The organism is Salipiger bermudensis HTCC2601 (assembly GCF_000153725.1).
Taxonomy (GTDB): domain Bacteria; phylum Pseudomonadota; class Alphaproteobacteria; order Rhodobacterales; family Rhodobacteraceae; genus Salipiger; species Salipiger bermudensis.
The window spans coordinates 3,403,345-3,427,814 of sequence record NZ_DS022276.1; the positions used below are offsets into that span (position 1 = coordinate 3,403,345).

At 67.3% G+C, this 24,470-nt stretch carries 24 protein-coding genes and 1 pseudogene; 8 read left to right on the plus strand and 17 right to left on the minus strand.

The window, feature by feature from the left end; genetic code table 11:
• The 3 genes from R2601_RS16130 to purF form a co-directional block, all read right to left on the minus strand.
• On the minus strand, positions 1 to 481 hold a 481-nt coding region (locus R2601_RS16130), incomplete at its 3' end, for an SDR family NAD(P)-dependent oxidoreductase (protein ID WP_007800234.1).
• Between the two features lie 32 nt (positions 482 to 513).
• Positions 514 to 777, minus strand: coding sequence for an amidophosphoribosyltransferase (locus R2601_RS16135; RefSeq protein ID WP_040544810.1), 264 nt, complete (start codon positions 775 to 777; stop codon positions 514 to 516).
• A gap of 167 nt (positions 778 to 944) precedes the next feature.
• On the minus strand, positions 945 to 2,411 hold the full coding sequence (gene purF, locus R2601_RS16140; RefSeq protein ID WP_007800237.1) for an amidophosphoribosyltransferase: 1,467 nt from the start codon (positions 2,409 to 2,411) through the stop codon (positions 945 to 947).
• Between the two features lie 223 nt (positions 2,412 to 2,634).
• Here purF and R2601_RS16145 point away from each other — a divergent pair, with 223 nt between their 5' ends.
• From R2601_RS16145 to R2601_RS26395, 3 genes are read left to right on the plus strand one after another with little or no spacing between them, the layout of a single operon-like run.
• Positions 2,635 to 4,062, plus strand: coding sequence for a cytochrome ubiquinol oxidase subunit I (locus tag R2601_RS16145; protein WP_007800239.1), 1,428 nt, complete (start codon positions 2,635 to 2,637; stop codon positions 4,060 to 4,062).
• A gap of 16 nt (positions 4,063 to 4,078) precedes the next feature.
• On the plus strand, positions 4,079 to 5,095 hold the full coding sequence (gene cydB, locus R2601_RS16150) for a cytochrome d ubiquinol oxidase subunit II (RefSeq protein WP_007800241.1): 1,017 nt from the start codon (positions 4,079 to 4,081) through the stop codon (positions 5,093 to 5,095).
• Positions 5,095 to 5,199, plus strand: a complete 105-nt coding sequence (locus tag R2601_RS26395; protein ID WP_007800242.1) for a hypothetical protein — start codon at positions 5,095 to 5,097, stop codon at positions 5,197 to 5,199. The genes cydB and R2601_RS26395 overlap by 1 nt, the downstream gene beginning before the upstream one ends.
• A 425-nt stretch (positions 5,200 to 5,624) precedes the next feature.
• On the opposite strand, the gene R2601_RS16155 is transcribed toward R2601_RS26395, so the two are convergent.
• The 12 genes from R2601_RS16155 to R2601_RS16210 form a co-directional block, all read right to left on the minus strand.
• Positions 5,625 to 6,197 carry a CvpA family protein gene (locus R2601_RS16155; protein ID WP_007800244.1) on the minus strand — a complete coding sequence of 191 codons (573 nt, stop codon included), beginning with the start codon at positions 6,195 to 6,197 and terminating at the stop codon, positions 5,625 to 5,627.
• Between the two features lie 40 nt (positions 6,198 to 6,237).
• Complete coding sequence (radA, locus tag R2601_RS16160; RefSeq protein ID WP_007800245.1) at positions 6,238 to 7,602, minus strand: DNA repair protein RadA; 1,365 nt, start codon at positions 7,600 to 7,602, stop codon at positions 6,238 to 6,240.
• A gap of 57 nt (positions 7,603 to 7,659) precedes the next feature.
• Positions 7,660 to 8,505, minus strand: coding sequence for a DNA repair protein (locus tag R2601_RS16165; RefSeq protein WP_254656060.1), 846 nt, complete (start codon positions 8,503 to 8,505; stop codon positions 7,660 to 7,662).
• A gap of 174 nt (positions 8,506 to 8,679) precedes the next feature.
• Positions 8,680 to 9,147 carry a paraquat-inducible protein A gene (locus R2601_RS16170; RefSeq protein ID WP_007800250.1) on the minus strand — a complete coding sequence of 156 codons (468 nt, stop codon included), beginning with the start codon at positions 9,145 to 9,147 and terminating at the stop codon, positions 8,680 to 8,682.
• 4 nt (positions 9,148 to 9,151) lie between these two features.
• Positions 9,152 to 9,535, minus strand: a complete 384-nt coding sequence (locus R2601_RS16175) for a hypothetical protein (RefSeq protein WP_007800252.1) — start codon at positions 9,533 to 9,535, stop codon at positions 9,152 to 9,154.
• Between the two features lie 3 nt (positions 9,536 to 9,538).
• On the minus strand, positions 9,539 to 10,285 hold the full coding sequence (locus R2601_RS16180; RefSeq protein ID WP_040545448.1) for an ABC transporter ATP-binding protein: 747 nt from the start codon (positions 10,283 to 10,285) through the stop codon (positions 9,539 to 9,541).
• A 17-nt stretch (positions 10,286 to 10,302) separates the two neighbouring features.
• On the minus strand, positions 10,303 to 11,085 hold the full coding sequence (locus R2601_RS16185) for an MlaE family ABC transporter permease (protein ID WP_007800255.1): 783 nt from the start codon (positions 11,083 to 11,085) through the stop codon (positions 10,303 to 10,305).
• Positions 11,082 to 12,119 (minus strand): alanine racemase, encoded by a 1,038-nt coding sequence (alr, locus tag R2601_RS16190; protein WP_007800256.1) that lies wholly within the window; start codon positions 12,117 to 12,119, stop codon positions 11,082 to 11,084. Before alr ends, R2601_RS16185 begins: the two co-directional genes overlap by 4 nt.
• Positions 12,120 to 12,180: 61 nt before the next feature.
• A complete protein-coding gene (locus tag R2601_RS16195) occupies positions 12,181 to 13,665 on the minus strand; it encodes a replicative DNA helicase (protein ID WP_007800257.1) in 1,485 nt (494 codons plus the stop codon).
• 245 nt (positions 13,666 to 13,910) lie between these two features.
• Complete coding sequence (locus R2601_RS16200; RefSeq protein WP_007800258.1) at positions 13,911 to 14,591, minus strand: orotate phosphoribosyltransferase; 681 nt, start codon at positions 14,589 to 14,591, stop codon at positions 13,911 to 13,913.
• A gap of 186 nt (positions 14,592 to 14,777) precedes the next feature.
• Entirely contained in the window at positions 14,778 to 15,812 is a 1,035-nt protein-coding gene (gene pyrC / locus R2601_RS16205; RefSeq protein ID WP_007800260.1) for a dihydroorotase, read from the minus strand.
• A gap of 286 nt (positions 15,813 to 16,098) precedes the next feature.
• Positions 16,099 to 17,298, minus strand: a complete 1,200-nt coding sequence (locus R2601_RS16210; RefSeq protein ID WP_007800261.1) for a cytochrome b/b6 domain-containing protein — start codon at positions 17,296 to 17,298, stop codon at positions 16,099 to 16,101.
• Between the two features lie 183 nt (positions 17,299 to 17,481).
• On the opposite strand from R2601_RS16210, the gene fabD reads away from it, so the two are divergent.
• The 3 genes from fabD (at position 17,482) to R2601_RS16225 (ending at position 19,747) form a co-directional block, all read left to right on the plus strand.
• Positions 17,482 to 18,423, plus strand: coding sequence for an ACP S-malonyltransferase (fabD, locus tag R2601_RS16215; protein ID WP_007800263.1), 942 nt, complete (start codon positions 17,482 to 17,484; stop codon positions 18,421 to 18,423).
• A gap of 134 nt (positions 18,424 to 18,557) precedes the next feature.
• On the plus strand, positions 18,558 to 19,295 hold the full coding sequence (fabG, locus tag R2601_RS16220; protein WP_007800265.1) for a 3-oxoacyl-ACP reductase FabG: 738 nt from the start codon (positions 18,558 to 18,560) through the stop codon (positions 19,293 to 19,295).
• A 218-nt stretch (positions 19,296 to 19,513) separates the two neighbouring features.
• Entirely contained in the window at positions 19,514 to 19,747 is a 234-nt protein-coding gene (locus R2601_RS16225) for an acyl carrier protein (protein ID WP_007800270.1), read from the plus strand.
• A gap of 355 nt (positions 19,748 to 20,102) precedes the next feature.
• Here R2601_RS16225 and R2601_RS16230 read toward each other — a convergent pair whose 3' ends face one another.
• Entirely contained in the window at positions 20,103 to 21,104 is a 1,002-nt protein-coding gene (locus R2601_RS16230) for a Fe(3+) ABC transporter substrate-binding protein (RefSeq protein WP_007800272.1), read from the minus strand.
• 83 nt (positions 21,105 to 21,187) lie between these two features.
• Positions 21,188 to 22,024 carry a nucleoside triphosphate pyrophosphohydrolase gene (gene mazG / locus R2601_RS16235; RefSeq protein WP_007800275.1) on the minus strand — a complete coding sequence of 279 codons (837 nt, stop codon included), beginning with the start codon at positions 22,022 to 22,024 and terminating at the stop codon, positions 21,188 to 21,190.
• 63 nt (positions 22,025 to 22,087) lie between these two features.
• Between mazG and R2601_RS16240 the strand changes: the two are divergent.
• Both R2601_RS16240 and R2601_RS16245 read left to right on the plus strand, forming a co-directional pair.
• Positions 22,088 to 23,236 (plus strand): annotated as a pseudogene (locus R2601_RS16240) (M20 aminoacylase family protein); the annotation flags it as partial.
• Positions 23,237 to 23,302: 66 nt separating this feature from the next.
• Complete coding sequence (locus tag R2601_RS16245) at positions 23,303 to 24,469, plus strand: M20 aminoacylase family protein (RefSeq protein ID WP_040545451.1); 1,167 nt, start codon at positions 23,303 to 23,305, stop codon at positions 24,467 to 24,469.
• The last annotated feature ends 1 nt before the right edge of the window (position 24,470 follow it).

Here is a 24,470-nt window from a genome sequence, read left to right on the forward strand (position 1 = left end):
ACCGCGCGAGGGCGATCTGGGCGGCCTTGGTCGCTCCGTAATTGCCGTAAAAGCGCGCGCCCGCATGCGGGTCGTCGAAGAACAGCGCCTGGCCGGTCTCGCCCAGCAGCGGTGCCATGTAGGGCACGAGATAGCCCATCGGTGCCACGTTGATGTCGAGCGCCTTCTGGAAGTCCTTGGGCTCCATGAGGCTCGCCGGCGCCAGCGGCGCGGCGTGGATCGCCGTGTGGACCCAGAGCGCGGCACCGCCCCAGCGGTCGTAGACCGAGCGGCAGAGCTGCGCCATGGCGTCGCGCTTGGTGATGTCCATGGGGGCCAGCGTGGCGCTGCCGCCGCGAGCCTTGATGCGGTCGTCGAGATCCTCGAGCCCGCCCACGGTGCGGGCGACGGCGACGACGTGGTAGCGGGGCGCGAGCGCCTCGGCGAGGGCGAAGCCCAGGCCGCGCGAGGCGCCGGTGACGATGGCAATCTGGTCGGTCATGCCTGCCCCATTGGCCCGCTCGGCGGGGTTTGTCAACGTCCGCCGAGCTGCTCGAGCCAGTAGGCCTTGCCGCCCCGCGCCAGCGCGATGCGACCGGTATCGATTGCCACCACCTGGCGGCCGTTCACCCGATCGCCAAGCGCCACCGTGTCGAGCCGCCCGTTGGGCAGACGCACGAGCGCTTCCGGGGCGGTCTCGTTGCCGAACACGCCAAGCAGCATCGGGCCGGTGCGCGGCATATCAACGGATTCAGTGGCGCGTTCTGCGACCTGTCTCGGGGTTTGTTGCTGAGCCATTCTGGCCATCCTCCTGTCTGGTCCCCTTGGGATGGACGGCTGGATAAAGCCGGTGGACCGGACAGGAAAGACGGGGTGCCGTCACGCCGCCGTGAGTTCGGGGCAGCCTTGGCGGAAAATTGGCGGGAAGGAGCCGGCGCGCCGGCAAGGGCGCGCCGATGCGGCGATTATTCCGCCGCCTTGAGCTTGAAGCCCTTCTCGATCATGTCGGCCGGTTCGACCGGGTACTCGCCCGAGAAGCAGGCATCGCAATATTGCGGGCAGCTGTTGTTGCGGCCCTCGGATTCGCCTGCGGCGCGGTAGAGACCGTCAAGAGAGATGAATTTCAGCGAGTCGACGCCAAGGTGCTCGCACATCTCGTCCTCGGACATGGTCGCGGCCAGCAGCTTCTCGCGCTGGGGCGTGTCGACGCCGTAGAAGCAGGGCCACGCGGTCGGCGGCGAGGCGATGCGGAAATGCACCTCGGCGGCGCCGGCATCGAGGATCATTTCCTTGATCTTGCGCGAGGTGGTGCCGCGCACCACCGAGTCGTCGACCAGCACCACGCGCTTGCCGCGGATCAGGGCGCGGTTGACGTTGAGCTTGAGGCGCACCCCCATGTTGCGGATCTGCTCGGTGGGCTCGATGAAGGTCCGGCCCATGTACTGGTTGCGGATGATCCCCATGCCATAGGGAATGCCGCTCTCGTGGGCGTAGCCGATCGCCGCCGGGGTGCCGCTGTCGGGCACCGGGCAGACGAGGTCGGCCTCGATCGGGGCCTCGCGGGCCAGCTCGACGCCGATCTGGCGGCGGGTCTCGTAGACCGAGCGGCCGCCGATGATCGAATCGGGGCGCGAGAAATAGACGTGTTCGAAGATGCAGAAGCGCGAGTTGCGGCTGCGGAAGGGATGCGTGCTTTCGACCCCCTTCTCGGTGATCACCACCATCTCGCCGGGCTCGATCTCGCGCACGTACTCGGCGCCGATGATGTCGAGCGCGCAGGTCTCGGACGAGAGGCACCAGCCGTCGCCAACCTTGCCCAGCACCAGCGGCCGCACACCGAGCGCATCGCGCACGCCGATCAGCTTGGTCCGGGTCATGGCGACGACCGAGAAGGCGCCCTCGACACGGCGCAGCGCGTCTTCCATCCGGGCCGGGATGTCGCGCTGCAGCGAGCGCGCCATCAGGTGGATGATGCATTCGCTGTCCGACGAGCTCTGGAAGATCGAGCCGCGCTCGATCAGCTCGCGGCGCAGGGCCTCGGCATTGGTGATGTTGCCGTTATGGGCAATCGCCGCGCCGCCCATCGAGAACTCGCCGAAGAAGGGCTGGACGTCGCGGATCTGCGCGCCCTTGGAGCCGGCGGTGGAGTAGCGCACATGGCCGATGGCCAGCGCGCCGGGCAGGGTTTCCATCAGCGACTGCTTGGTGAAGTTGTCGCGGACATAGCCGAAGCGGCGTGCCGAATTGAAGCCGTGCTCGGGGTGGTAGGAGACGATCCCACCGGCTTCCTGACCGCGATGTTGCAGGGCATGAAGGCCGAGGGCGACGAAATTGGCGGCGTCGGTGACGCCGATCATTCCGAAGACCCCGCATTCCTCGTGCAGCGTGTCGCCGTCGACGGCATCGAAATCAAAGGGATGGGCGGGGGGCATATGGCGCTCGGACAAGGGCAGCTCCGAATCCGGTATTGGGGAGAGATGGCCCCCACATAATCGCATCCGCGATACATGTCACGGAAGGATCATAAAACTCTGGGTTCGCGCAATCACAGCGCGAGTCGACGCCGCGCAGGCGCGACGCATTGCCGCGATCTGCCACTGGCACGTGCAGAAATCCGCTCTAGGTGATGCTGCGACCGCATTTGGAGACCTCGGCATGGACACATTCCTCGGCCTCGACGCAACGCTGCTGGCACGCATCCAGTTCGGCTTTACGGTGTCGTTCCACTTCATCTTCCCGTCGATCAGCATCGGCCTCGCGAGTTACCTCGCGGTGCTGAACGGGTTGTATCTTTGGACGCGGGATGAAGTGTACCTCCGGGTGTTCAACTTCTGGGTCAAGATCTTTGCCATCGCCTTCGGCATGGGCGTGGTCTCGGGCATCGTCATGTCCTACCAGTTTGGCACCAACTGGTCGGTGTTCTCGGATCTGGCAGGGCCCGTGGTCGGACCGCTCATGGCCTACGAGGTGCTGACGGCGTTCTTTCTCGAAGCCGGCTTCCTCGGCATCATGCTCTTCGGCCGCGACAAGGTGGGGCCGGGTCTGCACATGTTCGCGACCGCCATGGTCGCGGTGGGCACGGCGATCTCGGCCACTTGGATCCTGTCGGTGAACTCGTGGATGCAGACGCCGCAGGGGTTCGGCATGAACGCCGACGGTCAGTTCATTCCCGAGGACTGGTGGGCCATCGTCTTCACGCCCTCGTTCCCGTATCGGTTGGCGCACACGCTCACCGCCGCCTACCTCACCACCGCCTTCATCGTTGGCGGCGTCGGCGGCTGGCAGTTGCTGCGGGGGCGGGCACACAACGCCGCAGCGCGGCGGATGTTCTCGATGGCGATGTGGATGATCGTTGTGACCGCGCCGCTGCAGGTCATGGTGGGCCACGAGCACGGGCTTAACACGCTCGAGCATCAACCGGTGAAGATCGCCGCGATGGAGGGGCATTTCCACAGCCACGAGGACGGCGCGCCGCTGATCCTCTTCGGCCTGCCGGACCAGGAGGCGGGCGAGATGCGCTACGAGCTTTCGATCCCGCATCTGAGCTCGGTGATCTTCGGGCTGGGCTGGAACGGGGCGATGGAGGGGCTCGACGTGGTGCCCGACGAAGAGGAGCCGCCGGTGGCGGTGATCTTCTGGTCGTTCCGCGTCATGGTCGGCCTCGGCTTCCTGATGGTGGGCGCCGGTCTCTGGGGGCTGTATGCGCGCTGGCGCGGGCATCTCTACGCCTCGCCCTGGCTCTGGCGGGCGATGGTGGCGATGGGGCCGTCGGGGCTGGTGGCGGTGATCGCCGGCTGGATCACCACCGAGGTCGGACGGCAGCCCTATGTCGTCTACAACCAGCTTCGTACCGCCGACGCGGTCTCGCCGCTGGGGGCGAGCGCGGTGGGCTGGTCGCTGATCGCCTTCATCGTGATCTATTTCGCGGTGTTCGGGGCAGGGGTGCTCTACATCCTGCGGCTCATGCATCGCGAGCCCGACACGGGCGAGGACGATGCGGACGCCGAGCCCGGTCCGACCCGCGCCGCCGGCATCACGCCCCAGCAACAGATGGACCGGGGCCGCGCGGCCCCGGCGGAATGAGCCGGAGGAACGCGCAATGGCACTCGATCTGACCACCGCATGGGCGCTGCTGCTGGCCTTCGCCGTCTTCGTCTACGTGGTGCTCGACGGTTTCGACCTCGGGCTCGGCATCCTTTACCCGTTCTTCCCCAAGAAGGACGACCGCGACCTGATGATGAACACCGTCGCCCCGGTCTGGGACGGCAACGAGACGTGGCTGGTGCTGGGCGGAGGCGGGCTCTTCGCGGCCTTTCCACTGGCCTATGCCATCATTCTGCCGGCGACCTACCCGCTGATCATCGCCATGCTGCTTGCGCTGGTCTTCCGCGGGGTGGCCTTCGAGTTCCGCTGGCGCTCGACCAGCCGGTTCTCGCGCTGGAGCTGGGACATGGCCTTCATGGGCGGCTCGACCGTGGCGGCGCTGGCGCAGGGCATGACGCTGGGAACGCTCTTGCAGGGCATCACCGTCGAGGGCCGCGCCTACGCCGGCGGCTGGTGGGACTGGCTGACGCCGTTCACGCTGCTCTGCGGGGTCGCTGTGGTGGCGGGCTACGCGCTGCTGGGCGCCTGCTGGCTCAACCTCAAAACCGAGGGCGAGATCCAGGAACGCTCGCGCTGGATGGCGCGGATCGCCGGGCTGCTGACCGTCGCCGGCATCGTCGCGGTGAGCGCGGCGACCCCCTTCCTCGAGACCGCTTACTTCGAGCGTTGGCTGGCCTGGCCAGGCATTCTCGAGGTGGCCATCGTGCCGGTGCTGGTTGGTGTGCTGACGTTGTGGCTGGCGCGGTCGCTGACCTCCGGCAAGGGGCCGGACTGGCTTCCCTTCGTGCTGGCGCTGGGTCTGTTCCTGCTGTGCTTCGCGGGGCTTGGCGTGTCGATGTGGCCCTATGTGATCCCGCCCTCTGTGACGCTCGAACAGGCCGCCGCGCCAGAGAGTTCGCAGCTCTTCATGTTCGTGGGCGCGGTGGTGCTGGTGCCGATCATCCTTGCCTACACCATCTACGCCTACTGGGTGTTTCGCGGCAAGCTTCAGCTCGGCGAGGGCTATCACTGATGGCGGCGCGGCTGCGCAGGGTCGGGTGGTTCGTGCTGCTGTATTTGTGCGGGCTCGCCGCGGTCGGGGCGGTGGCCTACGCGATCCGGGTCGTGCTGCTGTAGGGGCGGGCAATTAGGTGCGCGCTGTGCAAGGCGAGGGGCTGATGCTGCAGCTTTCGGGCGGCCCCTCGCTCAAGGCACGCGCGGGATCGGCGCCAATGGCCCTGCGCATCGCCGGGTCAGCCGTTTGCGGCGAGGTCCGAGCGATGTGGGGCGCGGAATCAAGGCCGTAGGCCGCCGCGCCATCGGTCATGCTGAAAGCATGCCTCCGGCATGACCCGCCCCCGGGCTGGTGATATGGTGGGGCTGGGTACTCAGCTTCGAGGTCCTTCGGACTCGGCCGAGATAAATCGAGAAATTCGATTTGTCATTCGCCACCCCGCAGGCCGGCGACGGCGCGGCGGGTCGAGAGGTCGCAAGCGTCTCTGGAAACGAAAACGCGCGGCCGAGAAGGCCGCGCGCTTTGCATTCCGGGAAGCCTATTTGGCTCAGGCGTCGTTCGGGCCCGGCGCCTGGCAGACTGCGACCAGTTCTTCGTATTGGCGGGTCACCCAGCCGAGCGCGGCCTCGGGGTTCTGGTCCTCGATGCGGTCGGTGAACTGGGCGAAAACCGCCGCCGAGCGCGAGTCGTCGATCATCGGGATGCCCTGCGCGGTGATCACCGTCTGGTAGACGAAGAAGCCGATCGCCACGAGCAGGATGCCGCGTGCGACGCCGAACATGAAGCCAAGCCCCTGATCGAGCCCGCCAAGCGCCGAGCGCTGCACCAGGCTCGAGAACACCGGGGTGAACAGCGAGATGATCACCAGCGCCAGCGCCAGCACCGCGGCGAAGGCTGCGATCAGCGACAGCTCGCAGCTGTCGGTGAGGAACTCGCCGATCACCGGCGCTTCCTGCACCAGCGGCTGCACCTGAGGCGCGAACATGTAGGCCAGGATGGCGGCGGCAATCCAGCCGGCGATCGCCAGGGCCTCGCGGACGAGGCCGCGGGAATAGGCCAGCAGCGCCGACAGCACGATGACGACGGCAACGACGCCATCAACTACAGTGAAACCTTCCATCCGATCCTGTCCCTTGTCGTCCCGGTCTGTGCGGGCCCTCTTAACCGGCGCCGAAGACCTCGCCAACCACGCTGGCGAGATCCGCCATTTCGGTCAGCTCCATCCCGGAACCCTTGGCCTTGCCGCCGCGCGGCAGAATGGCTGTGGAGAAACCAAGTTTCTGCGCCTCTTTCAACCGGTTTTCGGTCTGACCCACCGGACGCAGCGCGCCAGAGAGGCTGATTTCTCCGAAAACCACCGTCTCGGGCGGAACTGCCACATCCTCGCGCGCCGACAGAAGGGCTGCGGCAACGGCGAGATCGGCGGCCGGCTCGCTTACCTTCATGCCACCCGCCACGTTGAGATAGACGTCGAGCCCGGCGAAGGGGATGCCACACCGCGCCTCGAGCACCGCGAGGATCATCGCCAGCCGGCTGCCGTCCCAGCCCACCACCGTGCGGCGCGGGTTGGCCTGCGGCGTGGGCGCGACCAGCGCCTGGAACTCGACCAGAACAGGGCGGGTGCCCTCGATGCCCGAAAACACCACCGATCCGGGGGCCGGCTTGCCGCGCTCGGACAGGAACAGCGCCGAGGGGTTTGCCACCTCCGAAAGCCCCGCGCCGGTCATCTCGAAGACGCCGATCTCGTCAGCCGGGCCGAAGCGGTTCTTGACGCTGCGCAGGATGCGGAACTGGTGGCCGCGCTCGCCCTCGAAATACAGCACCGTGTCGACCATGTGCTCGACCACGCGAGGGCCGGCGATCTGGCCGTCCTTGGTCACGTGGCCGACCATGATGACGCTGGTGTTGCGGCTCTTGGCGAAGGTCGTGAGCTCATGCGCGGCGGCACGCACCTGCGCCACCGAGCCCGGCGCCGAGCCCACGTTGTCGGCCCACATGGTCTGGATCGAGTCGATGATCGCCAGCGTCGGGCGCTCTTCCTCGAGCGTGGTCAGGATGTCGCGCAGGTTGGTCTCGGCGGCGAGCTTGACCGGCGCCTGTTCGAGACCCAGCCGCTGCGCCCGCATCCGCACCTGCGCGCTGGCCTCTTCGCCGCTGGCATAGATCACCTTGAGCCCGGCCTGCGCGAAGGCGGCAGCGGCCTGAAGCAGCAGCGTCGATTTGCCGATGCCCGGATCGCCGCCCACGAGGATCGCCGAGCCCGGGACCAGCCCGCCACCCAGCACCCGGTCGAGCTCGCCGATGGCGCAGGCGGTGCGTGGCGGCGGCGCTTCGGGATGCGACAGGTCGGTCAGCTTGGCAGCGCGGCCACGCGCGTTGCCGAGGGTCTTGCCGGAAGGGCCGCTCGACAGCGGCGCCTCCTCGACGATGGTGTTCCATTCGCCGCAGGCTTCACAGCGCCCCGACCATTTCGAGGTGGTGTTGCCGCAGGACTGGCAGACAAAATTGGTGGATGCACGCGCCATGCCGCCTCTTTGGCGCAGCGGCCGGTGAGGTGCAAGCACCTCGGAACGCGGCGAGAGTTATTCCGCCGCGCGCCGCGCCAGCATCGCCACCACCGGCTCGGGATGGGCGGTCTCGTGTTCGTCGTCCTCGTAGTGATCCGGCCCCGTGACCCAGCCGGACTGCACGTTGCTCAGCGTGGCGACATTCTGCGCCGGCTCCTGGTGTTCGGACACGTTGATCTCGGGCAGGATGCCTTCGAGCTGTTCGCAGAGCCGTGTCAGCTGGGCCTCGGCCACGTCCTCTTCGAGCTCGACGCGCATGTGCCAGTTGTGGATCTCGTTGGCGACGCGCTTGGCCTCTTCGAGGCGGATGTTGAAATCCTCGATCTCCTGCTGGCGCGCGGTGAGGAAATCGCGAGCGCGCTGCACCTTGCTGTCGGAATAGACCTCGGCCAGCTCGTGCGAGACGTGGCTCATCTGGGCCGCCACCTCGAGCACCGACGGCTCCAGATCGCCGAGATCGGGATGATCGCGCAGGAAGGCGATGCGCTCGCGCACCGAATCGAACTCCGAAGACATGGTGAACACACCCTCGCGGTCGGCCCGGTGCGAAGCGGCATAGGCGCGGGCAACGTCGCGCATGGTCATGTGAAAGCGCCGGTGCGAGTTTTCCAGCGTCATGATGCGGGCGTTGGAGGGCAGGAAGAACATCAGCCCCAACGCCAGCGCGGTAAGGCCGAGCTGGATGTAGATGCCGGCCTGCGGCACGACCTGATCTCCGAAGGTGAGCGGCATGGTCAGCCACTCGGCGTAACCGAGCGCGGCGGCGGCAGAATATGCGCCAAGGCCAAGTCCAAGGGAGAGGATCAGCAGGAAGGAGACCCGCTGCATGAGATATTGGATGAGTAGGGCCGTGGCACGCATCTGCGTCATCATGGGTCTATGCCCCCGGGAAAATTATGAATTGCATAAATCGACAACGGCAAGAATACGCCGAAGGTTGCAATTTCACCTAGATTTTTTTTGAAGGCGGCGAGAGCAACCCGGTCGAGGTTAGGTAATTCTTAACCGAATCAGAGAACTGTTTCCTGATACAGGTCAACTGTGGCGTGTTTTATCCCGGGATTCCGCCAACGAAATCAGGAGCGATGCGAGGATGCAGCCGGTGAACAGGTAGAGCCCCCAAGCGGTCTCGATCCGGCCCACGCCGATGCCCTTGGCCAGCGTGATATAGACCGCGATGAGGAAGATATCGGCCATTGCCAGCTTGCCGAGGATGTTGACGGCGGGCAGGGCGCGCCGGTCGAGCAGGCCGAACTGGATGAGTGCAAGGCCCAGTGTCTTGAGCCACGGCGCGAAGAGCGCAAAGACCGTGACAATGAGCGCGAGAAAGATGTCGCTGTCCCACAGCGCCTGAAGCCCGGACAGCACGCTGATCTCGTCCAGCCCGAAGAGCGGCAGGAAACCCGCGCGCACCAGCGGCGCCGCCCAAGCCACCGGATAGAGCACGAGAAGCGCGAGATTCGCGGCTTTCAGCACCGGTACGGTCAGGCGCGGGGCGGCCATCGCCTCAGACCAGACGCGTGGCGAGCCAGAGGCCAAAAAGGAGGATCAGCAGAACCACATGCGCGATGTCGAGCCCCCGTCCGCGGCTGCCGGGCAGGTAGGCGCTGGCGGCCAGGACGAGCGAGGGGATCAGCAAAGGCAGGATGCCGCCGCCCATAGCCATGAACCGCGCCGCCGCTCCGGCCACGGCGCCCCCGGTCAGCCCGGCCACCGGGGCAAGGAGCACGATGGCCCCGAACACCGCCAGCACCAGCGCCACCACCGCCGCCCCACGGGACGGGCCGGCGGCGCGCATCGCGCGGGCCAGCGCCAGCGCGGCGACAAGCTCGAGGAAGATGAAGCGCTTGAAGATCAGGAAGGCAAGCAGGATGGGAGTGGGCTCTAGCATGGTTTACCTCACGGCCTCGATCGGGCCCTCGGCGCGCCCGTGGATGAATTGTTGCAGATAGGGGTCGGCGGCGCGGTCCATCTCGGCCACAGGGCCAGTCCACTTGATGACGCCGTCATGCAGCATCGCCACGTCATCGGCGATGGCGCGCACCGAGCTCATGTCATGGGTGATGGTCATCGCGGTGGCCCCCATCTCGGTGACGATCTCGCGGATCAGATCGTTGATCACGCCGGCCATGATCGGGTCGAGCCCGGTGGTGGGCTCGTCGAAGAAGATGATCTCGGGGTCGGCGGCGATGGCGCGGGCGAGGCCCACGCGCTTCTGCATCCCGCCCGAGAGCTCGGCCGGGAAGGCATCGGCCACGTCCGGGGTCAGCCCGACGCGGCGCAGCTTCTCGATGGCGATCTCGCGCGCCTCGCGTTTGGGGCGCTTCAGCGCGCCGCGCAGCAGGCGGAAGGCGACGTTCTGCCAGACCGGCAGCGAGTCGAAGAGCGCGCCCCCCTGGAACAGCATTCCGAAGCGGGCGAGAAAGGCGTCGCGGTCGCCCTCGTGCATGTCATGGCCATCGACGAAGATCTGCCCGGCATCGGGCTCGATCAGCCCGAGGATGCATTTCAGCGTCACCGATTTGCCGGAGCCCGAGCCGCCGATGATCACCATCGAGGTGCCGCGCGGGATGCTCAGATGCACGTCGCGCAGCACGGTCTTGTCGCCGAAGGCCTTGGCCACGTGGCGCATCTCGATCATCGGGGGCAGCGCGTCGGTCATATCGAGAAGAACACCCCCGTGAGCAGGAAATTCGCCGCAAGGATCAGCACCGCTGCCGCTTCGACCGAGCCCTTGGTGGCGCGGCCCACGCCCTGCGCGCCGCGACCGGACTGCATGCCGTAGAAGCACCCCATCAGCGCCGCGATGCCGCCGAAGGCGCAGCCCTTGACCAGCGACGACACGATGTCGAGGGGCTCGAGGAAATCGACGGTGTTCTCGAGATAGGCCGCCGGGTTGAAGCCGAGCGAGCCGGTGGCGACGAAATAGCCGCCGAAGATGCCGATCACGTCGCCGACCGCCACCAACAGCGGCACCACGATCAGCGCCGCGAGGAGGCGCGGGACGACGAGGTATTTCATCGGGTGGGTCGAGAGCGTCACGAGCGCGTCGATCTGCTCGGTCACCTTCATCGTGGCGATCTCGGCGGCGATGCTCGAGGTCACCCGCGCGGCGATCATCAGCCCCACCAGCACCGGCCCGAGCTCGCGCACCATGCCGATGGCGACGATCTGCGGCACCACCGCCTCGGCATTGAAGCGGGCGCCGCCGGAATAGATCTGCAGCGCCAGCGCGCCGCCGGTGAACACCGCCGTCAGCCCCACCACCGGCAGCGACAGCCAGCCGATCTGCAACAGCGCGTTGAGGAACTCGCGGCCGTAGACCGGCGGGCGCACCACATGGCTGATCGCAGCACACGCAAAAAGTGCGACGCGCCCGATGGCGGCAAGCAACCCAAGAGCCGCGCGGCCGATCAGCGCCAGTGGCGTGGCGAGGCTCATGCCCCGGTATAGGTCCGGGCGTAGCGGTTGCCGAGCGAGGTCAGAACCTCGTAGCCGATGGTGCCGATGGCGTCGGCCACGGTGTCGACGCTTTGCTTCTGGCCCAGAAGCTCGACCTGCTCGGGCACCTCCTTGAGCGTGGTGACGTCGATGGTGATCAGGTCCATCGAGACCCGGCCGAGGATCTTGCAGCGCGTGTTTCCAGCCCAGACATAGCCCTTCTTGGCCAGCGCCCGGTGGATGCCGTCGGCATAGCCTGCAGCAATCGTGGCGACCTTGGTGGGCACGCGCGCCACCCAAGCGTTGCCATAGCCCACCGACTCGCCCGGCGTGACCTCGCGGGTCTGGATCACCGGCAGCATGAGTTCGACCACGGGTGTCGCATCCGCGAAGGGCAGACCGCCATAGATCCCGATGCCGGGGCGGGTGAGCTCGAAATGGTAGTCCGGGCCCATCAGGATGCCGCCGGTGGCCGAAAGCGAGCGCGGCGCATCGATGTCGTCGGTCATCTCGCGGAAAGTGCGCAGCTGCAGCGCGTTCATGCCATGCTCGGGCTCGTCGGCGCAGGCCAGGTGCGACATCACCAGCCGCGGCTTCTGCGCCAGTGCAATCTCGCGCAGCGCCGCCCATTCCGACGGCTCCATGCCAAGTCGGTTCATGCCGCTGTCGAGTTGGATGCCGAACGGATGGCCGGGCAGGGCCTCGACATGGCGCAGCATCTGGTCGATCGAATTGATCATCGGCACGAGGTTCGCGGCGCGCAGCGCCTCGGCATCGCCCTTCATGTGGCCGGAGAACACGCAGATCTCGGGCCCCTCGCCAAGCACCCGGCGCAGGGTCACGCCTTCCGAGGCGATGGCGACGAAGAAGCGCTTGGCGCCGGCGTCGGCCAGCACCGGGGCGACCTTGTCGACCCCCAGCCCGTAGGCATCCGCCTTGACGACGGCCCCGGCCTCGCCGGTGGTGAGATCTGCGAGCGCGCGCCAGTTGGCGCGGATCGCGGCGAGGTCGATAGAAAGCTGTGCCTGTGCCATGCCTTGCTTGAAATCCAACCCCGCAGGGGCGTCAAGTGGGAAAGCGGTCGCGGGCGGCGGCTCAGAAGCCGTCGCCGTCCTGCTGCCACGGTTTGACGAGGTTTCCGAAGCGGGTGAACTGGCTCTCGAAGGACAGCTCGACGGTGCCGATGGGGCCGTGACGCTGTTTGCCGATGATCACCTCGGCCTTGGCGTGCAGACGGCTCATGCGCTCCTGCCACGCGGCCATCTCGTCGAGACGGTCGTCCGAGGGCTTCTCGCGCTCGACATAGTATTCCTCGCGGAACACGAACATCACCACGTCGGCGTCCTGCTCGATCGAGCCCGATTCGCGCAGGTCCGAGAGCTGCGGCCGCTTGTCGTCGCGGCTTTCCACCTGGCGCGACAGCTGCGACAGCGCGATCACCGGGATGTTGAGCTCCTTGGCGATGGCCTTCAGGCCCATCGAGATCTCGGCGATCTCCTGCACGCGGTTGTCGGCGGTGCCGCGCAACAGCTGCAGGTAGTCGACGATGATCAGGTCGAGCCCGTGGGTCCGCTTCAGCCGGCGCGAGCGCGCGGCGACTTGGCTGATCGGCAGGGCCGGGGTGTCGTCGATGAAGAGCGGGCAGGCCTCGAGCTCCTTCGCGGCCTCGACGAAGCGGCGGAACTCCTTCTCGTCCATGTCGCCCTGGCGGATCTTGTGGCTCGAGATCTCCGAGGCCTCGGCGAGGATCCGGCCGGCGAGCTGTTCGGCGCTCATCTCGAGGCTGAAGAAGCCCACGACGCCGCCGTCGATGGCGCCCTCGGAGCCGTCATGCTTCTGGCCGCGCTTGTAGGCCTTGGCGATGTTGAAGGCGATGTTGGTGGCGAGCGACGTCTTGCCCATCGAGGGGCGCCCGGCGAGGATCAGAAGGTCCGACGGGTGCAGCCCGCCGAGCTTCTTGTCCATGTCGATGAGCCCCGTCGAAATGCCGGCCAGTCCGCCCTCGCGCTGGTAGGCGGCGTTGGCCACGTTCACGGCCTCGGTCACGGCGCGCAGGAAGGACTGGAAGCCGCCCTCGGTCTGGCCCTGTTCGGCCAGCTTGTAGAGCGCCTGTTCGGCCTCGACGATCTGTTCCTTGGGCTCGGATTTCACGTCGACCTTGGCGGCCTTCGAGGCGATGTCACGGCCCAGCTGGATCAGGTCGCGGCGCACCGCGAGATCATAGATCATCTGGGCGTAATCGCGGACCGCGAAGCTCGAGACCGCGGCGCCGGCGAGACGCGCAAGATATGCCGGCCCGCCGAGCTCTTTCAGGCCCTCGTCATCCTCCATGAACGCCTTCAGCGTCACCGGGGAGGCGAGGTTGTTCTTGGCGATGCGCGCGGCGGCGATCTCGTAGATGCGGGCGTGCACCGGCTCGAAGAAATGGTGCGCGCTGAGGATCGCAGCGACCCGGTCGTAGATGTCGTTGTTGGTCAGGATCGCGCCCAGCAGCTGCTGCTCGGCCTCGATCGAATGCGGCATCGTTTCCGGCTGCTCGACCTCGACGCCGGTCGGATTGAACACGCTGTGATCGTTCATTGCTCTGCCCTGTCCTTGCCTGTCTCTGCCCTGTTATCCCACTGCCCAGGTGGTTCGTGCGTGATAGCCAATGACGGCGCAAACACCAATCGGGATATGTTTGTGGACAACCGGCGGATAAGCCGGTGGAGATCGCGAGCAGCGCCCGCGACCATCTTCATATCGTATCACGGCCGGGAAGTATCGCAACATTTAGAGAACCTGTCGCGATTCTCCACGGCGCGTCGCCCGGCTTGAAAACTGGCCTATGCGCCGTTTTCCGCCTGCCATTTACGCGGGTCGGCGAGGAACGCCTCGACCTGCGCGAGGGTGTCGGCGTCAAAGCCGCCGCGCGCCTTGGCCTCGGCCAGCACGTCGTGCCAGGTGCAGAGATAGTGCAGCTCGACACCGTGATCGCCGAGCGTCTTGGTGGTCTCGGGGAAGATGCCGTAATAGAAGATGACGGCGGTGTGGGCACAGCTGGCGCCGGTCTCGCGGATCGCGTCGACGAAGCTCAGCTTCGAGCCGCCATCGGTGGTGAGATCCTCGACCAGCAGCACGCGCTGGCCTTCGGTCATCACGCCCTCGATGCGGGCGTTGCGGCCATAGCCCTTGGGCTTCTTGCGCACATAGGTCATCGGCAGCGCCATGCGCTCGGCCACCATGGCGGCAAAGGGGATGCCCGCGGTCTCACCGCCGGCGATGTTGTCGAAGGCCTCGAAACCGGCATTGCGCATCACGGTGACGGTGAGGAAATCCATCAGCGTCGAGCGCACGCGCGGGAACGAGTTCGGCTTGCGGCAGTCGATATAGACCGGCGAGGGCAGGCCGGAGGCCAGCTTGAACGGCGCGCCGTTCTCCATGAAATGCACCGCGCCGATCTCCCACAGCATGCGCGCGGTGAGGCGGGCCATTTCTTCGGACGAGGGATAGGACGAGGGGATCATCGGGCGCACTCCAGGCTGAAAGACGCCGTCCCTCTAGCCCGAAACCGCCCCCGCAGGGAAGGCCCTGCATCTTCTCTGGTTCGACAAATACCTCGGGGTGAATGCCGCGCCCCGCGCGGCAGAGGGGCAGCGCCCCTCGCACCGGCCGAGCGGCCGGTGCCAAAGGTTTCCGGTGCGCGGTTCGCCTCAGAGCACCCGCCAGTGCAGCGGGAAGCCCGGATCGAACACGGTGACCGGGCCGTCGCCGGTCTCGATCTTCTCGGGATAGCGCACCGCGTTGCCTTTCTCGAGCGTGATCCGCGCCTCGTTCGGCTCCAGCCCGTAGAAGGCCGGACCGTTGAGCGAGGTGAATCCCTCGAGCCGGTCGAGCGCGCCGGCCTGCTCGAACACCTCCGCCAGAACGGACATGGTGTTGGTGGCGGTGAAGCAACCGGCGCAGCCGCAGGCGCTTTCCTTGTTGGGATCGGTATGCGGCGCGCTGTCGGTGCCGAGGAAAAAGCTCTTGTCTCCGCACGTCGCCGCCTCGAGCAGGGCCTGGCGATGGGTTTCGCGTTTGGCCACCGGCAGGCAGTAGTAATGCGGCTTGATGCCGCCGACGAGGATGTGGTTGCGGTTGATCACCAGGTGATGCGTGGTGATCGTGGCGCCAAGATCGTCGCCGCCCGCACGGGCGTAGTCGGCGCCGTCCTTGGTGGTGATGTGTTCCATGACGACGCGGAGACCAGGCGTGGCGCGGCGGATCGGGTCGAGCACGCGGTCGATGAACACCGCCTCGCGGTCGAAGATGTCGACATCGCCATCGACCACCTCGCCATGCACGCAGAGCGGAATGCCGTGCTCGGCCATGGTCTCGAGCACCGGACGGACCTTGTCGAAATCGCGCACGCCCGAGGCCGAGTTGGTCGTCGCGCCCGCCGGGTAAAGCTTGACCGCGGTGATGATGCCCTCGGCCTTGGCCTTCGCGACGTCCGCCGGATCGGTCTCCTCGGTGAGATAGAGCGTCATCAGCGGGGTGAAGCCGCTGCCCTCGGGAATGGCGGCGCGGATGCGCTCGCGATAGTCCGCCGCCTGCGCGCCGGTCACCACCGGGGGCACGAGGTTGGGCATGATGATGGCGCGGCCGAAATGGCGCGCGGTCTCGGGGGTCACGGCGCGCAGCATCGCGCCATCGCGCAGATGCAGGTGCCAGTCGTCGGGGCGTCGCAGGGTGATCTGGGTCATGGCCGAGCCGATAGCACGCGGCGCGGATCTGGGCCAGCGGGAAGCGCCCGGAGCGCCCCACCTCGATGCGGTGCCTGGGGACCGGGCGGTCAAGAGACGCTGCACCTGTCACGCCGGAGGTGTGCCTTCGAAAGAAAGGAGGGGGCGCTGCCCCCTCTTGGCCTACGGCCAATTCACCCCCGAGGTATTTTTGAACCAAAGAAGCCAGAAGCGCTGCGCCCCTGGCTTCTCTTCGTCAAAAATACTCCCGCCGGAGGCAGGCCGGTCGGTGGGGCCTGGTGCCGCCTCAGGTGCCGCCGCTGCGGGTGGCGGTCAGATCGATCAGCACCTCGACCTCGAAGCTCAACTGCCCGGGGTCGGCCATGTTGTCGCCGATGCCGTAGTTGCGACGGTCGAGCGTGGTGCGGCCCTGCATCTCGGCGGTGTCGCCGTCGAGGGTCAGTGTGAAGGGCAGGGTGACAGGCATCTCGGCGCCCTTCAGGGACAGCGTGCCCTGTGCCTCGTAGCCGTCGGCCACGTTCATGAGGTCGGCGCGGAAGCTGGCCGTGGGAAACTCGCTGGCGGCAAAGAAATCCGCTCCCAGTGCCTGGCTGGTGACCGAACCGAGCGTCAGCGAGGGGATCGAGATCGTCACATCGACCTCGCCGGCCTTGCCGGGCGCGTCCTGCGGCTCGAAGGCGATCGCCGCGGTCCAGTCGGCGAAGCTGCCGGTGACCTCGGAGCCCATCTGCACGAGGCTGATCGAGAGCGTGCCCTCCTGCACCTCCCAGTCCGAGGCCGCGGCTTCGAGCGCCGGCGCGTCGCTGCTTTCGTCGTTGGTGAAGTACCCGGCTGCCGCGCCGCCGCCAATCACTGCGATCCAGGCTGCCAGCGCCAGCGCCGCAGGGGCTGCACCGCCGTGGCGCCCGCCGGGCTGGCCGGCGGGTTCGCCGCGGGCCATGCGGCGCAGGGTGGCGTCGCGGTCGACCGCGGCGTGCTTGATGGCGCCCGCCACATGCAGCACCAGCGCCCCCACCAGCAGCCACTGCGCGAGGAAATGCACCGTCGCCATGGTCTCCGCCAGCTCCGGCGAATTGGGCACGAAGGGCAGGTCTTGGCCGAAGGGCCACCAGATTGGCGCGAAGCCGTCGGTTGCGGCGTGCTCGATCCAGCCCGACAGCGGCACGATCACCAGCGCTGCGTAGAGCGCCCAGTGCACGGTGTCGGCCAGCGTGGTCTCGGCGCGGCGGTCGGGATGCAGCGGCACCGGGCGCGGCTGCACGATGGCCCAGAAGATGCGCCCCAGCGCCAGCAGGAAGATCGCCACGCCAAGCGTCTTGTGGGCCGAGAACAGCGCCGTCTTGAGCGCGATTTGGCCTGCGTCCTGCATCGGCGCGAGATGCGCGATCCAGCCCAGCGGGATCATGATCAGGATGCCGAGCGCGATCAGCCAATGGAAGGTCCGCGCGAGGCTGCCGTAGGAGGTGGCGGTGTTGGAGAGGGGCATCCGGGGCTCCTGTCGGGAGTGGTTGATATGCCGGCAAACCTAGCCTTGCTGCGCCGCAGCGCAATTGCGGAGCCGCGCACAGGTCTCGTGCGTCAGCGTTGCGAAGCCGTGGCAACGGCGCTAAGGGAGGCCTCCATCGGCACGGCAGACGTGCGCAAACTGCAACAGTTGGGAGGACCGCAGATGTCCCGAGCATTCATTTTCCCCGGCCAGGGCGCACAGGCGATCGGCATGGGCAAGGCGCTGGCCGAGGCCTACCCGGCGGCGCGCGCGGTGTTCGAGGAGGTCGACGAGGCGCTCGGCGAGAAGCTCTCGACGCTGATCTGGGAGGGCGAGGCCGAGACGCTGACCCTGACCGAGAACGCCCAGCCGGCGCTGATGGCGACCTCGCTGGCGGCGATGCGGGCGCTCGAGGCCGAGGGCATCGCCGTCGGCGCGGCCAGCTTCGTGGCCGGGCACTCGCTGGGGGAATATTCGGCCCTCACCGCTGCCGGCGCGCTCAGCGTCGCCGATGCAGCGCGGCTGCTGCGCACCCGCGGGCGCGCCATGCAGCAGGCGGTGCCGGTGGGCGAGGGCGCCATGGCGGCGCTGCTCGGGCTCGACCTCGCCACCGCGCAGGCGGTGGCCGCCGAGGCCGCGGAGGGCGGCGGCGTCTGCGCCGCGGCCAATGACAACGATCCCGCGCAGGTGGTGATCTCGGGCAGCAAGGACGCGGTCGAGCGCGCCGTCGAGATCGCCAAGGAGAAGGGCGCCAAGCGCGCCGTGATGCTGCCGGTGAGCGCGCCGTTCCATTGCGAGCTGATGGCGCCCGCGGCCGAGGTCATGGCCGAGGCGCTGGCCGCGGTCGAGATCGCCGCGCCGAGCGTGCCGCTGGTCGCCAACGTGCGCGCCAGCGCCGTCACCGATCCGACGGAGATCCGCGCGCTTCTGGTCGAGCAGGTGACGGGTTCGGTGCGTTGGCGCGAGTCGGTGGAATACATGGTGGCGCAGGGCGTCACCGCGTTCTGGGAGATCGGCGCTGGCAAGGCGTTGACCGGCATGGTGCGCCGCATTCACCGCCCCGCGGGCGTTCAGACCGTTGGCACGCCCGAGGACGTCGCCAAGGTGCTGGAAGCGGCCGAATAAGGCGCGCCCGGCCGCGCGAGGGAGGGCGCCGCGCGGCGCTCTCGCCCTTGCCCTAGGGGCGGGCCGGTGCGATACGCGACGGCAAGCACTGAGACCTGACAGAACTGACAAGAGATAGAGAGGCAAGCCGAGCCATGTTCGATCTGACTGGAAAATGCGCGCTGATCACCGGGGCTTCCGGGGGCATCGGCGGTGCCATCGCCAAGGCGCTGCACGAGGCGGGCGCGACGGTGGGGCTCTCGGGCACCCGCGAGGCGCCGCTGCAGGCGCTGGCCGATGAACTGGGTGAGCGCGCGTTCGTGCTGCCCTGCAACCTGTCCGACCCCGAGGCCGTGGCGGCGCTGCCGAAACAGGCGGCCGAGGCCATGGGCAGCGTCGACATCCTCGTCAACAATGCCGGCATTACCCGCGACAACCTGTTCATGCGGATGTCGGACGAGGAGTGGCAGTCGGTGCTCGACGTCAACCTCACCGCCACCTTCAAGCTCTGCAAGGGCGTGCTGCGCGGCATGATGAAATCCCGCTGGGGCCGCATCGTGAACATCTCCTCGGTGGTCGGCGCCACCGGCAACCCGGGGCAGGGCAACTACGCCGCCGCCAAGGCCGGCATGGTGGGCATGTCGAAGTCGCTGGCCTACGAGGTCGCGTCGCGCGGGATCACCGTCAACGCGGTGGCGCCGGGTTTCATCGAGACCGCGATGACCGACAAGCTGAACGACGACCAAAAGGCCGGCATCCTCGGCCAGATCCCCGCGGGACGCATGGGCAGCGCCGACGAGATCGCCTCGGCGGTGCTCTACCTCGCGAGCCCCGAAGCAGGCTACGTGACCGGTGCAACGCTGCATGTGAACGGCGGCATGGCGATGCTGTAAAAGCGTGTTTCATCAGGGGCGGAAAGCATTTGCCAACCCGGTCCCTTATGATATAGGCGCGCAATGAACGAGGCCGGGGGGTGCGATATGTCGCACTGCAAGGCCGGACCCGGACCATCCCGGGATGAGGCGCCCGCTACGGGCGAAGTTGAGCCGCCACCCCGGTGGGGCAAGGGCAGAGAGGGCCGCAGGGCCCGGACAAATGTGAGGACGGAAACATGAGCGATATCCCTGATCGCGTGCGCAAGATCGTTGTCGAGCATCTCGGCGTTGAAGAAGACAAGGTGACCGAGAGCGCCTCGTTCATCGACGATCTGGGCGCAGACAGCCTCGACACCGTCGAGCTGGTCATGGCCTTCGAAGAAGAGTTCGGCATCGAGATCCCGGACGACGCCGCCGAGACCATCCAGACCTTCGGCGACGCGGTCAAGTTCATCAAGGAAGCGTCGTAAGCGACGCCTCCGGACCGACCGGAAGTTATCAAGCGGCGTCCCCTTGGGGCGCCGTTTTCGTTTTGGACGGGCGCTCGTATCTGCCCGGCGCCGCGCCGCGTCCGTGCTGTCGGGCCGTTGGGGGCGCTGCCCCCGTCCGCGCAAGGCGCGCGGACTCCCCCGGGATATTTTCCGCCAGAAGAAGACAAGGGTGCTGCACCCCTGGCTTCTCTTCGTCAAAAATACTCCCGCCGGAGGCTGGCCGTGGATCGCGGCCGGGCGCGGGTCCCGGGACAGCGCACACCGGCCGGCCATGAAAAAGGCGCGGGCCCCGAAGGGCGCCGCGCCTGAGGTCGGTCCGTGAGAGGACGGCGGGTCAGCCGTCGAAATCGACCTCTTCGATGATCCGCAGCGCGTCGGCGCGGAGATCGGCCAGCGTCATCAGGTTGACGTCGTCGGCCTCGAAGCTGCCCCAGCCCTGCACGAGCGCGTCGGCCTCGGTGCCGGGCGCGATGGGGTATTCGTAGTTGGCGTGGGCATAGATTTCCTGCGCCTCGGGCTGGGTCAGGAATTCCATCATCTTCAGCGCGTTCTCGCGGTTCGGAGCGGATTTGGTCATCGCCACGCCGGAGATGTTCACGTGGGTGCCGGCGCCTTCGAACTCGGGGAACAGCACGTTGACCGACTCGGCCCAGGCGGTCTGCTCGTCATCCTCGAGCATCTTACCCATGTAATAGGTGTTGCCGAGCGAGATGTCGCATTCGCCGGACCAGATCGCCTTGACCTGGGCGCGGTCATTGCCTTGCGGCTTGCGCGCGAGGTTGGACTTCACGCCCTCGAGCCAGGTCTTGGTCTCTTCCTCGCCGTGGTGGTGCAGCATCGCCGAGACCAGCGCCACGTTGTAGGGGTGGGTGCCGGAGCGGGTACAGATGCGGCCTTCCCACTTGGGATCGGCAAGATCCTCGTAGCTCGTCACCTCGGACGGATCGACGCGGTCCTTGGAGGCGTAGACGATGCGCGCGCGGGTGGTCAGGCCAAACCAGTGGCCCTCGGGGTCGCGATACTGCTCGGGCACGTTCTCGTTCAGCACGTCGCTCTCCACCGGCTGCGTCAGCCCGGCATTGACCACCGCCGACAGGCGCGAGATGTCCACGGTGAACACCAGGTCGGCGGGCGAGCGGTCGCCCTCGGCCTGCAGGCGTTCGACCATGCCCTTGTCGAGGAAGGCCACGTTGACGTCGATGCCGGTGGCCTCGGTGAAGGCGTCGGTCAGCGGCGCCAGAAGTTCAGGCTGGCGGTAGGAATAGAGATTTACCTCTTCGGCCAGCGCCGGGCTCGTGGCGGCGATCAGGGCAAGGGCAGTGGTTGCAAGGCGCATATATCGGTCTCCCATCGGTGCGGATTGCAGATGGCGCGACATAACCTGATGGTTTTGGTCAGGTCAATGACCGACTGTTCCCCTCAGGATTTTTCGGACTTCTCCCGCGCCTTGGCCGCGTCCCAGAGCGCGTCCATCTCGGCAAGGTCGCTGTCCTCGGGGCGCTTGCCGCGCTCCGCCAGCCCGGCCTCGATCGCCTCGAAACGGCGGGTGAACTTGGCGTTGGCCGCGCGAAGGGCCGCTTCCGGGTCGATCTTCAGGTGCCGGGCGAGGTTGGCCATGACAAAGAGCAGGTCGCCGAACTCTTCTTCGACATGTGTCGGGTCGGTGGCCTCGCGCAGCTCCTGCGCCTCCTCGACGATCTTGTCGATGACCTCGTCGGTGGAGGGCCAGTCGAAGCCCACCCGCGCGGCGCGCTTCTGCAGCTTGACCGCGCGCAGCAGCGCCGGCAGTCCCAGAGCGACGCCGTCGAGCACGCCCTTTTCGGCCCGCGCGGCGCGCTCCTCGGCCTTGATCGCCTCCCAATCCGAGACCTGCTGGTCGGGCGACTTGGCGTTCGACTCGTCGCCGAACACATGCGGGTGCCGTGCCACCATCTTGTCCGACATGGTGTCGGCCACCTCGTCGAAGGTGAAGAGCCCGCGCTCGCTGGCCATCTGGGCGTGGAACACCGACTGGAACAGCAGGTCGCCGAGCTCGCCCTTCAGCTCGCCCCAGGCCTCGCGCTCGATGGCGTCGGCGACCTCGTAGGCCTCCTCGATGGTGTAGGGCGCGATGGTGGCGAAATCCTGTGCCACGTCCCACGGACAGCCGGTCTCGGGATCGCGCAGCCGGCGCATGATCTCGAGCAGGCGCGGCATGCCGCCTTGCGGATCGTGGATCAGGTCATGCGCCGCTGCGTCGCTCTGCGTGTCGCTCATGGACTTCCCCCGCGTTTCGGTATTGGGTGCAGTCCTGCGCCAAGGAAGTCCCGGAGTCCACCCATGCCCATCGTCAACCGCATCGCCGATTACGCCGAGGAGATGAAGACCTGGCGCCGGCACCTGCATCGCAATCCCGAGCTCAGCCTCGAGTGTCACGAGACCGCCGCCTTCGTGGTCGAACGGCTGCGCGATTTCGGCATCACCGATATTCACACCGGCATCGCGACAAGCGGCGTGGTGGCGATTGTCGAGGGGCAGGGCGCGGGGCCGGTCACCGGTCTGCGCGCCGACATGGACGCACTGCCGATGGACGAGGAGACCGGCGCGGACTACGCCTCGGAGGTGCCGGGCAAGATGCATGCCTGCGGCCATGACGGCCACACGACGATGCTGCTGGGCACGGCGAAGTACCTCGCCGAGACGCGCAACTTCTCGGGCAAGGTGGCGCTGATCTTCCAGCCGGCGGAAGAGACCATCGGCGGCGGCCGCATCATGGTCGAGGAAGGCATCATGGAGCGCTTCGGCATCGAGCAGGTCTACGCGCTGCACACCGATCCGTCGCGTCCCTTGGGCGAGATCGCCACACGGCCCGGCCCGCTGATGGCGGCGGTGGACGATTTCGAGCTGCGGCTGACCGGGCGCGGCGGACACGCGGCGCATCCCGACACCTGCATCGATCCGATCCCCTGCGCGCTGGCCATCGGGCAGGCGCTGCAGACCGTGCCCGCGCGCAACACCGACCCGCTGGAATCGCTCGTGGTCTCGCTCACCGTGGTGCAGACCGGCTCGGCCACCAACGTGATCCCCGAGACCGCCTATCTGGCGGGGACCGTGCGCAGCTTCGATCCCGGCATCCGCGACATGGCGGAGAAACGCATCCGCGAGATCGTTGCCGGGCAGGCGATGGCCTATGGCGTCACCGCCGAGCTCGACTACCAGCGCAACTACCCGCCGACCATCAACCACGCCGAGCAGACCGCCTTTGCCGTCGAGGTCGCCCGCGAGGTGGTGGCCGAGGTGGTCGATGACAGCGTGCCCTCGATGGGGGCCGAGGATTTTTCCTACATGCTCGAGGCGCGGCCCGGTGCCTTCCTCTATCTCGGACAGGGCGAGGGGCCGTTCTGCCACCATCCGAAGTTTGATTTCAACGACGAGGCGGCGCCGATCGGGGCGAGCTTCTTCGTCAAGCTGGTCGAGGCCCGGCAGCCCTGCAGCGCTGAGCGCTTGAGGTTCGATATCAAAAGCGGGTTCGGGGACCCCGCTAGGGAGAGCGACATGCCAGTGATCAATTCCATTGCCGCCGAGGCCGACACGCTGACCGCGTGGCGCCGGCACCTGCACCAGCAGCCGGAGCTGCTTTTCGATTGCGTCAAGACCGCCGCGTTCGTGGTCAAGCAGCTCGAGAGCCTCGGCATTTCCGAGATCCATACCGGCATCGCGAAAACCGGCGTGGTGGCGATCATCGAGGGGCGCAAGCCCGGCCGCACCATCGGGCTGCGCGCCGACATGGATGCGCTGCCGATGGAGGATCTTTCGGGCACCGAGCACGCCTCGAAGATCCCCGGCATGGCGCATACCTGCGGCCATGACGGTCACACCACGATGCTGCTGGGCGCGGCCAAGTACCTCGCGGAGACGCGCAACTTCGCCGGCCGCGTGGCGCTGCTGTTCCAGCCCGCCGAAGAGGGCGGCGGCGGTGGCAAGGTGATGGTGGACGAGGGTATCATGGACCGCTTCGACATCGAAGAGGTCTACGGCATCCACAACGCACCGGGCGAGCCCGAGGGCCATATCGTTACCGCACCGGGCCCGCTGATGGCCTCGGCGGACGAGTTCCGCATCGATATCGAGGGCGTCGGCGGCCACGGCGCCGAACCGCAGGAAAGCGTCGACCCGATCCCGGCGGCCTCGGCCATGGTGCAGGCGCTCCAGAGCATCGTCAGCCGCAACGTCTCGGCGATCGACAAGCTGGTGGTCTCGGTGACGCAGATCCACGCCGGCACCGCGCATAATATCATCCCCGGCACCGCCTTCCTCGCCGGCACCGTGCGCAGCTTCCGGCCCGAGATCCGCGACCTTGCCGAGAAACGGTTGCGCGAGATCGCCGAGATGCAGGCGCAGGTCTATGGCTGCACGGCGACCGTGACCTACGAGCGTGGCTATCCGCCCACGGTCAACCACGCCGAGCAGACGCGCTTTGCCGCGCAGGTGGCGCGCGAGGTGGTGGGGCCCGAGAACGTGCGCGACGACATCGACCCGATCATGCCGGCGGAGGATTTCTCCTACATGCTCGAGGCGCGCCCGGGCGCCTACCTGTTTCTCGGGCAGGGCGACACGCCGAACTGCCACCACCCGCAATACGATTTCAACGACGCGATCGCGCCGATCGGCGCGAGCTTCTTCGCGCGGCTGATCGAGACCGCGCTGCCGCTCAAGAGCTGAC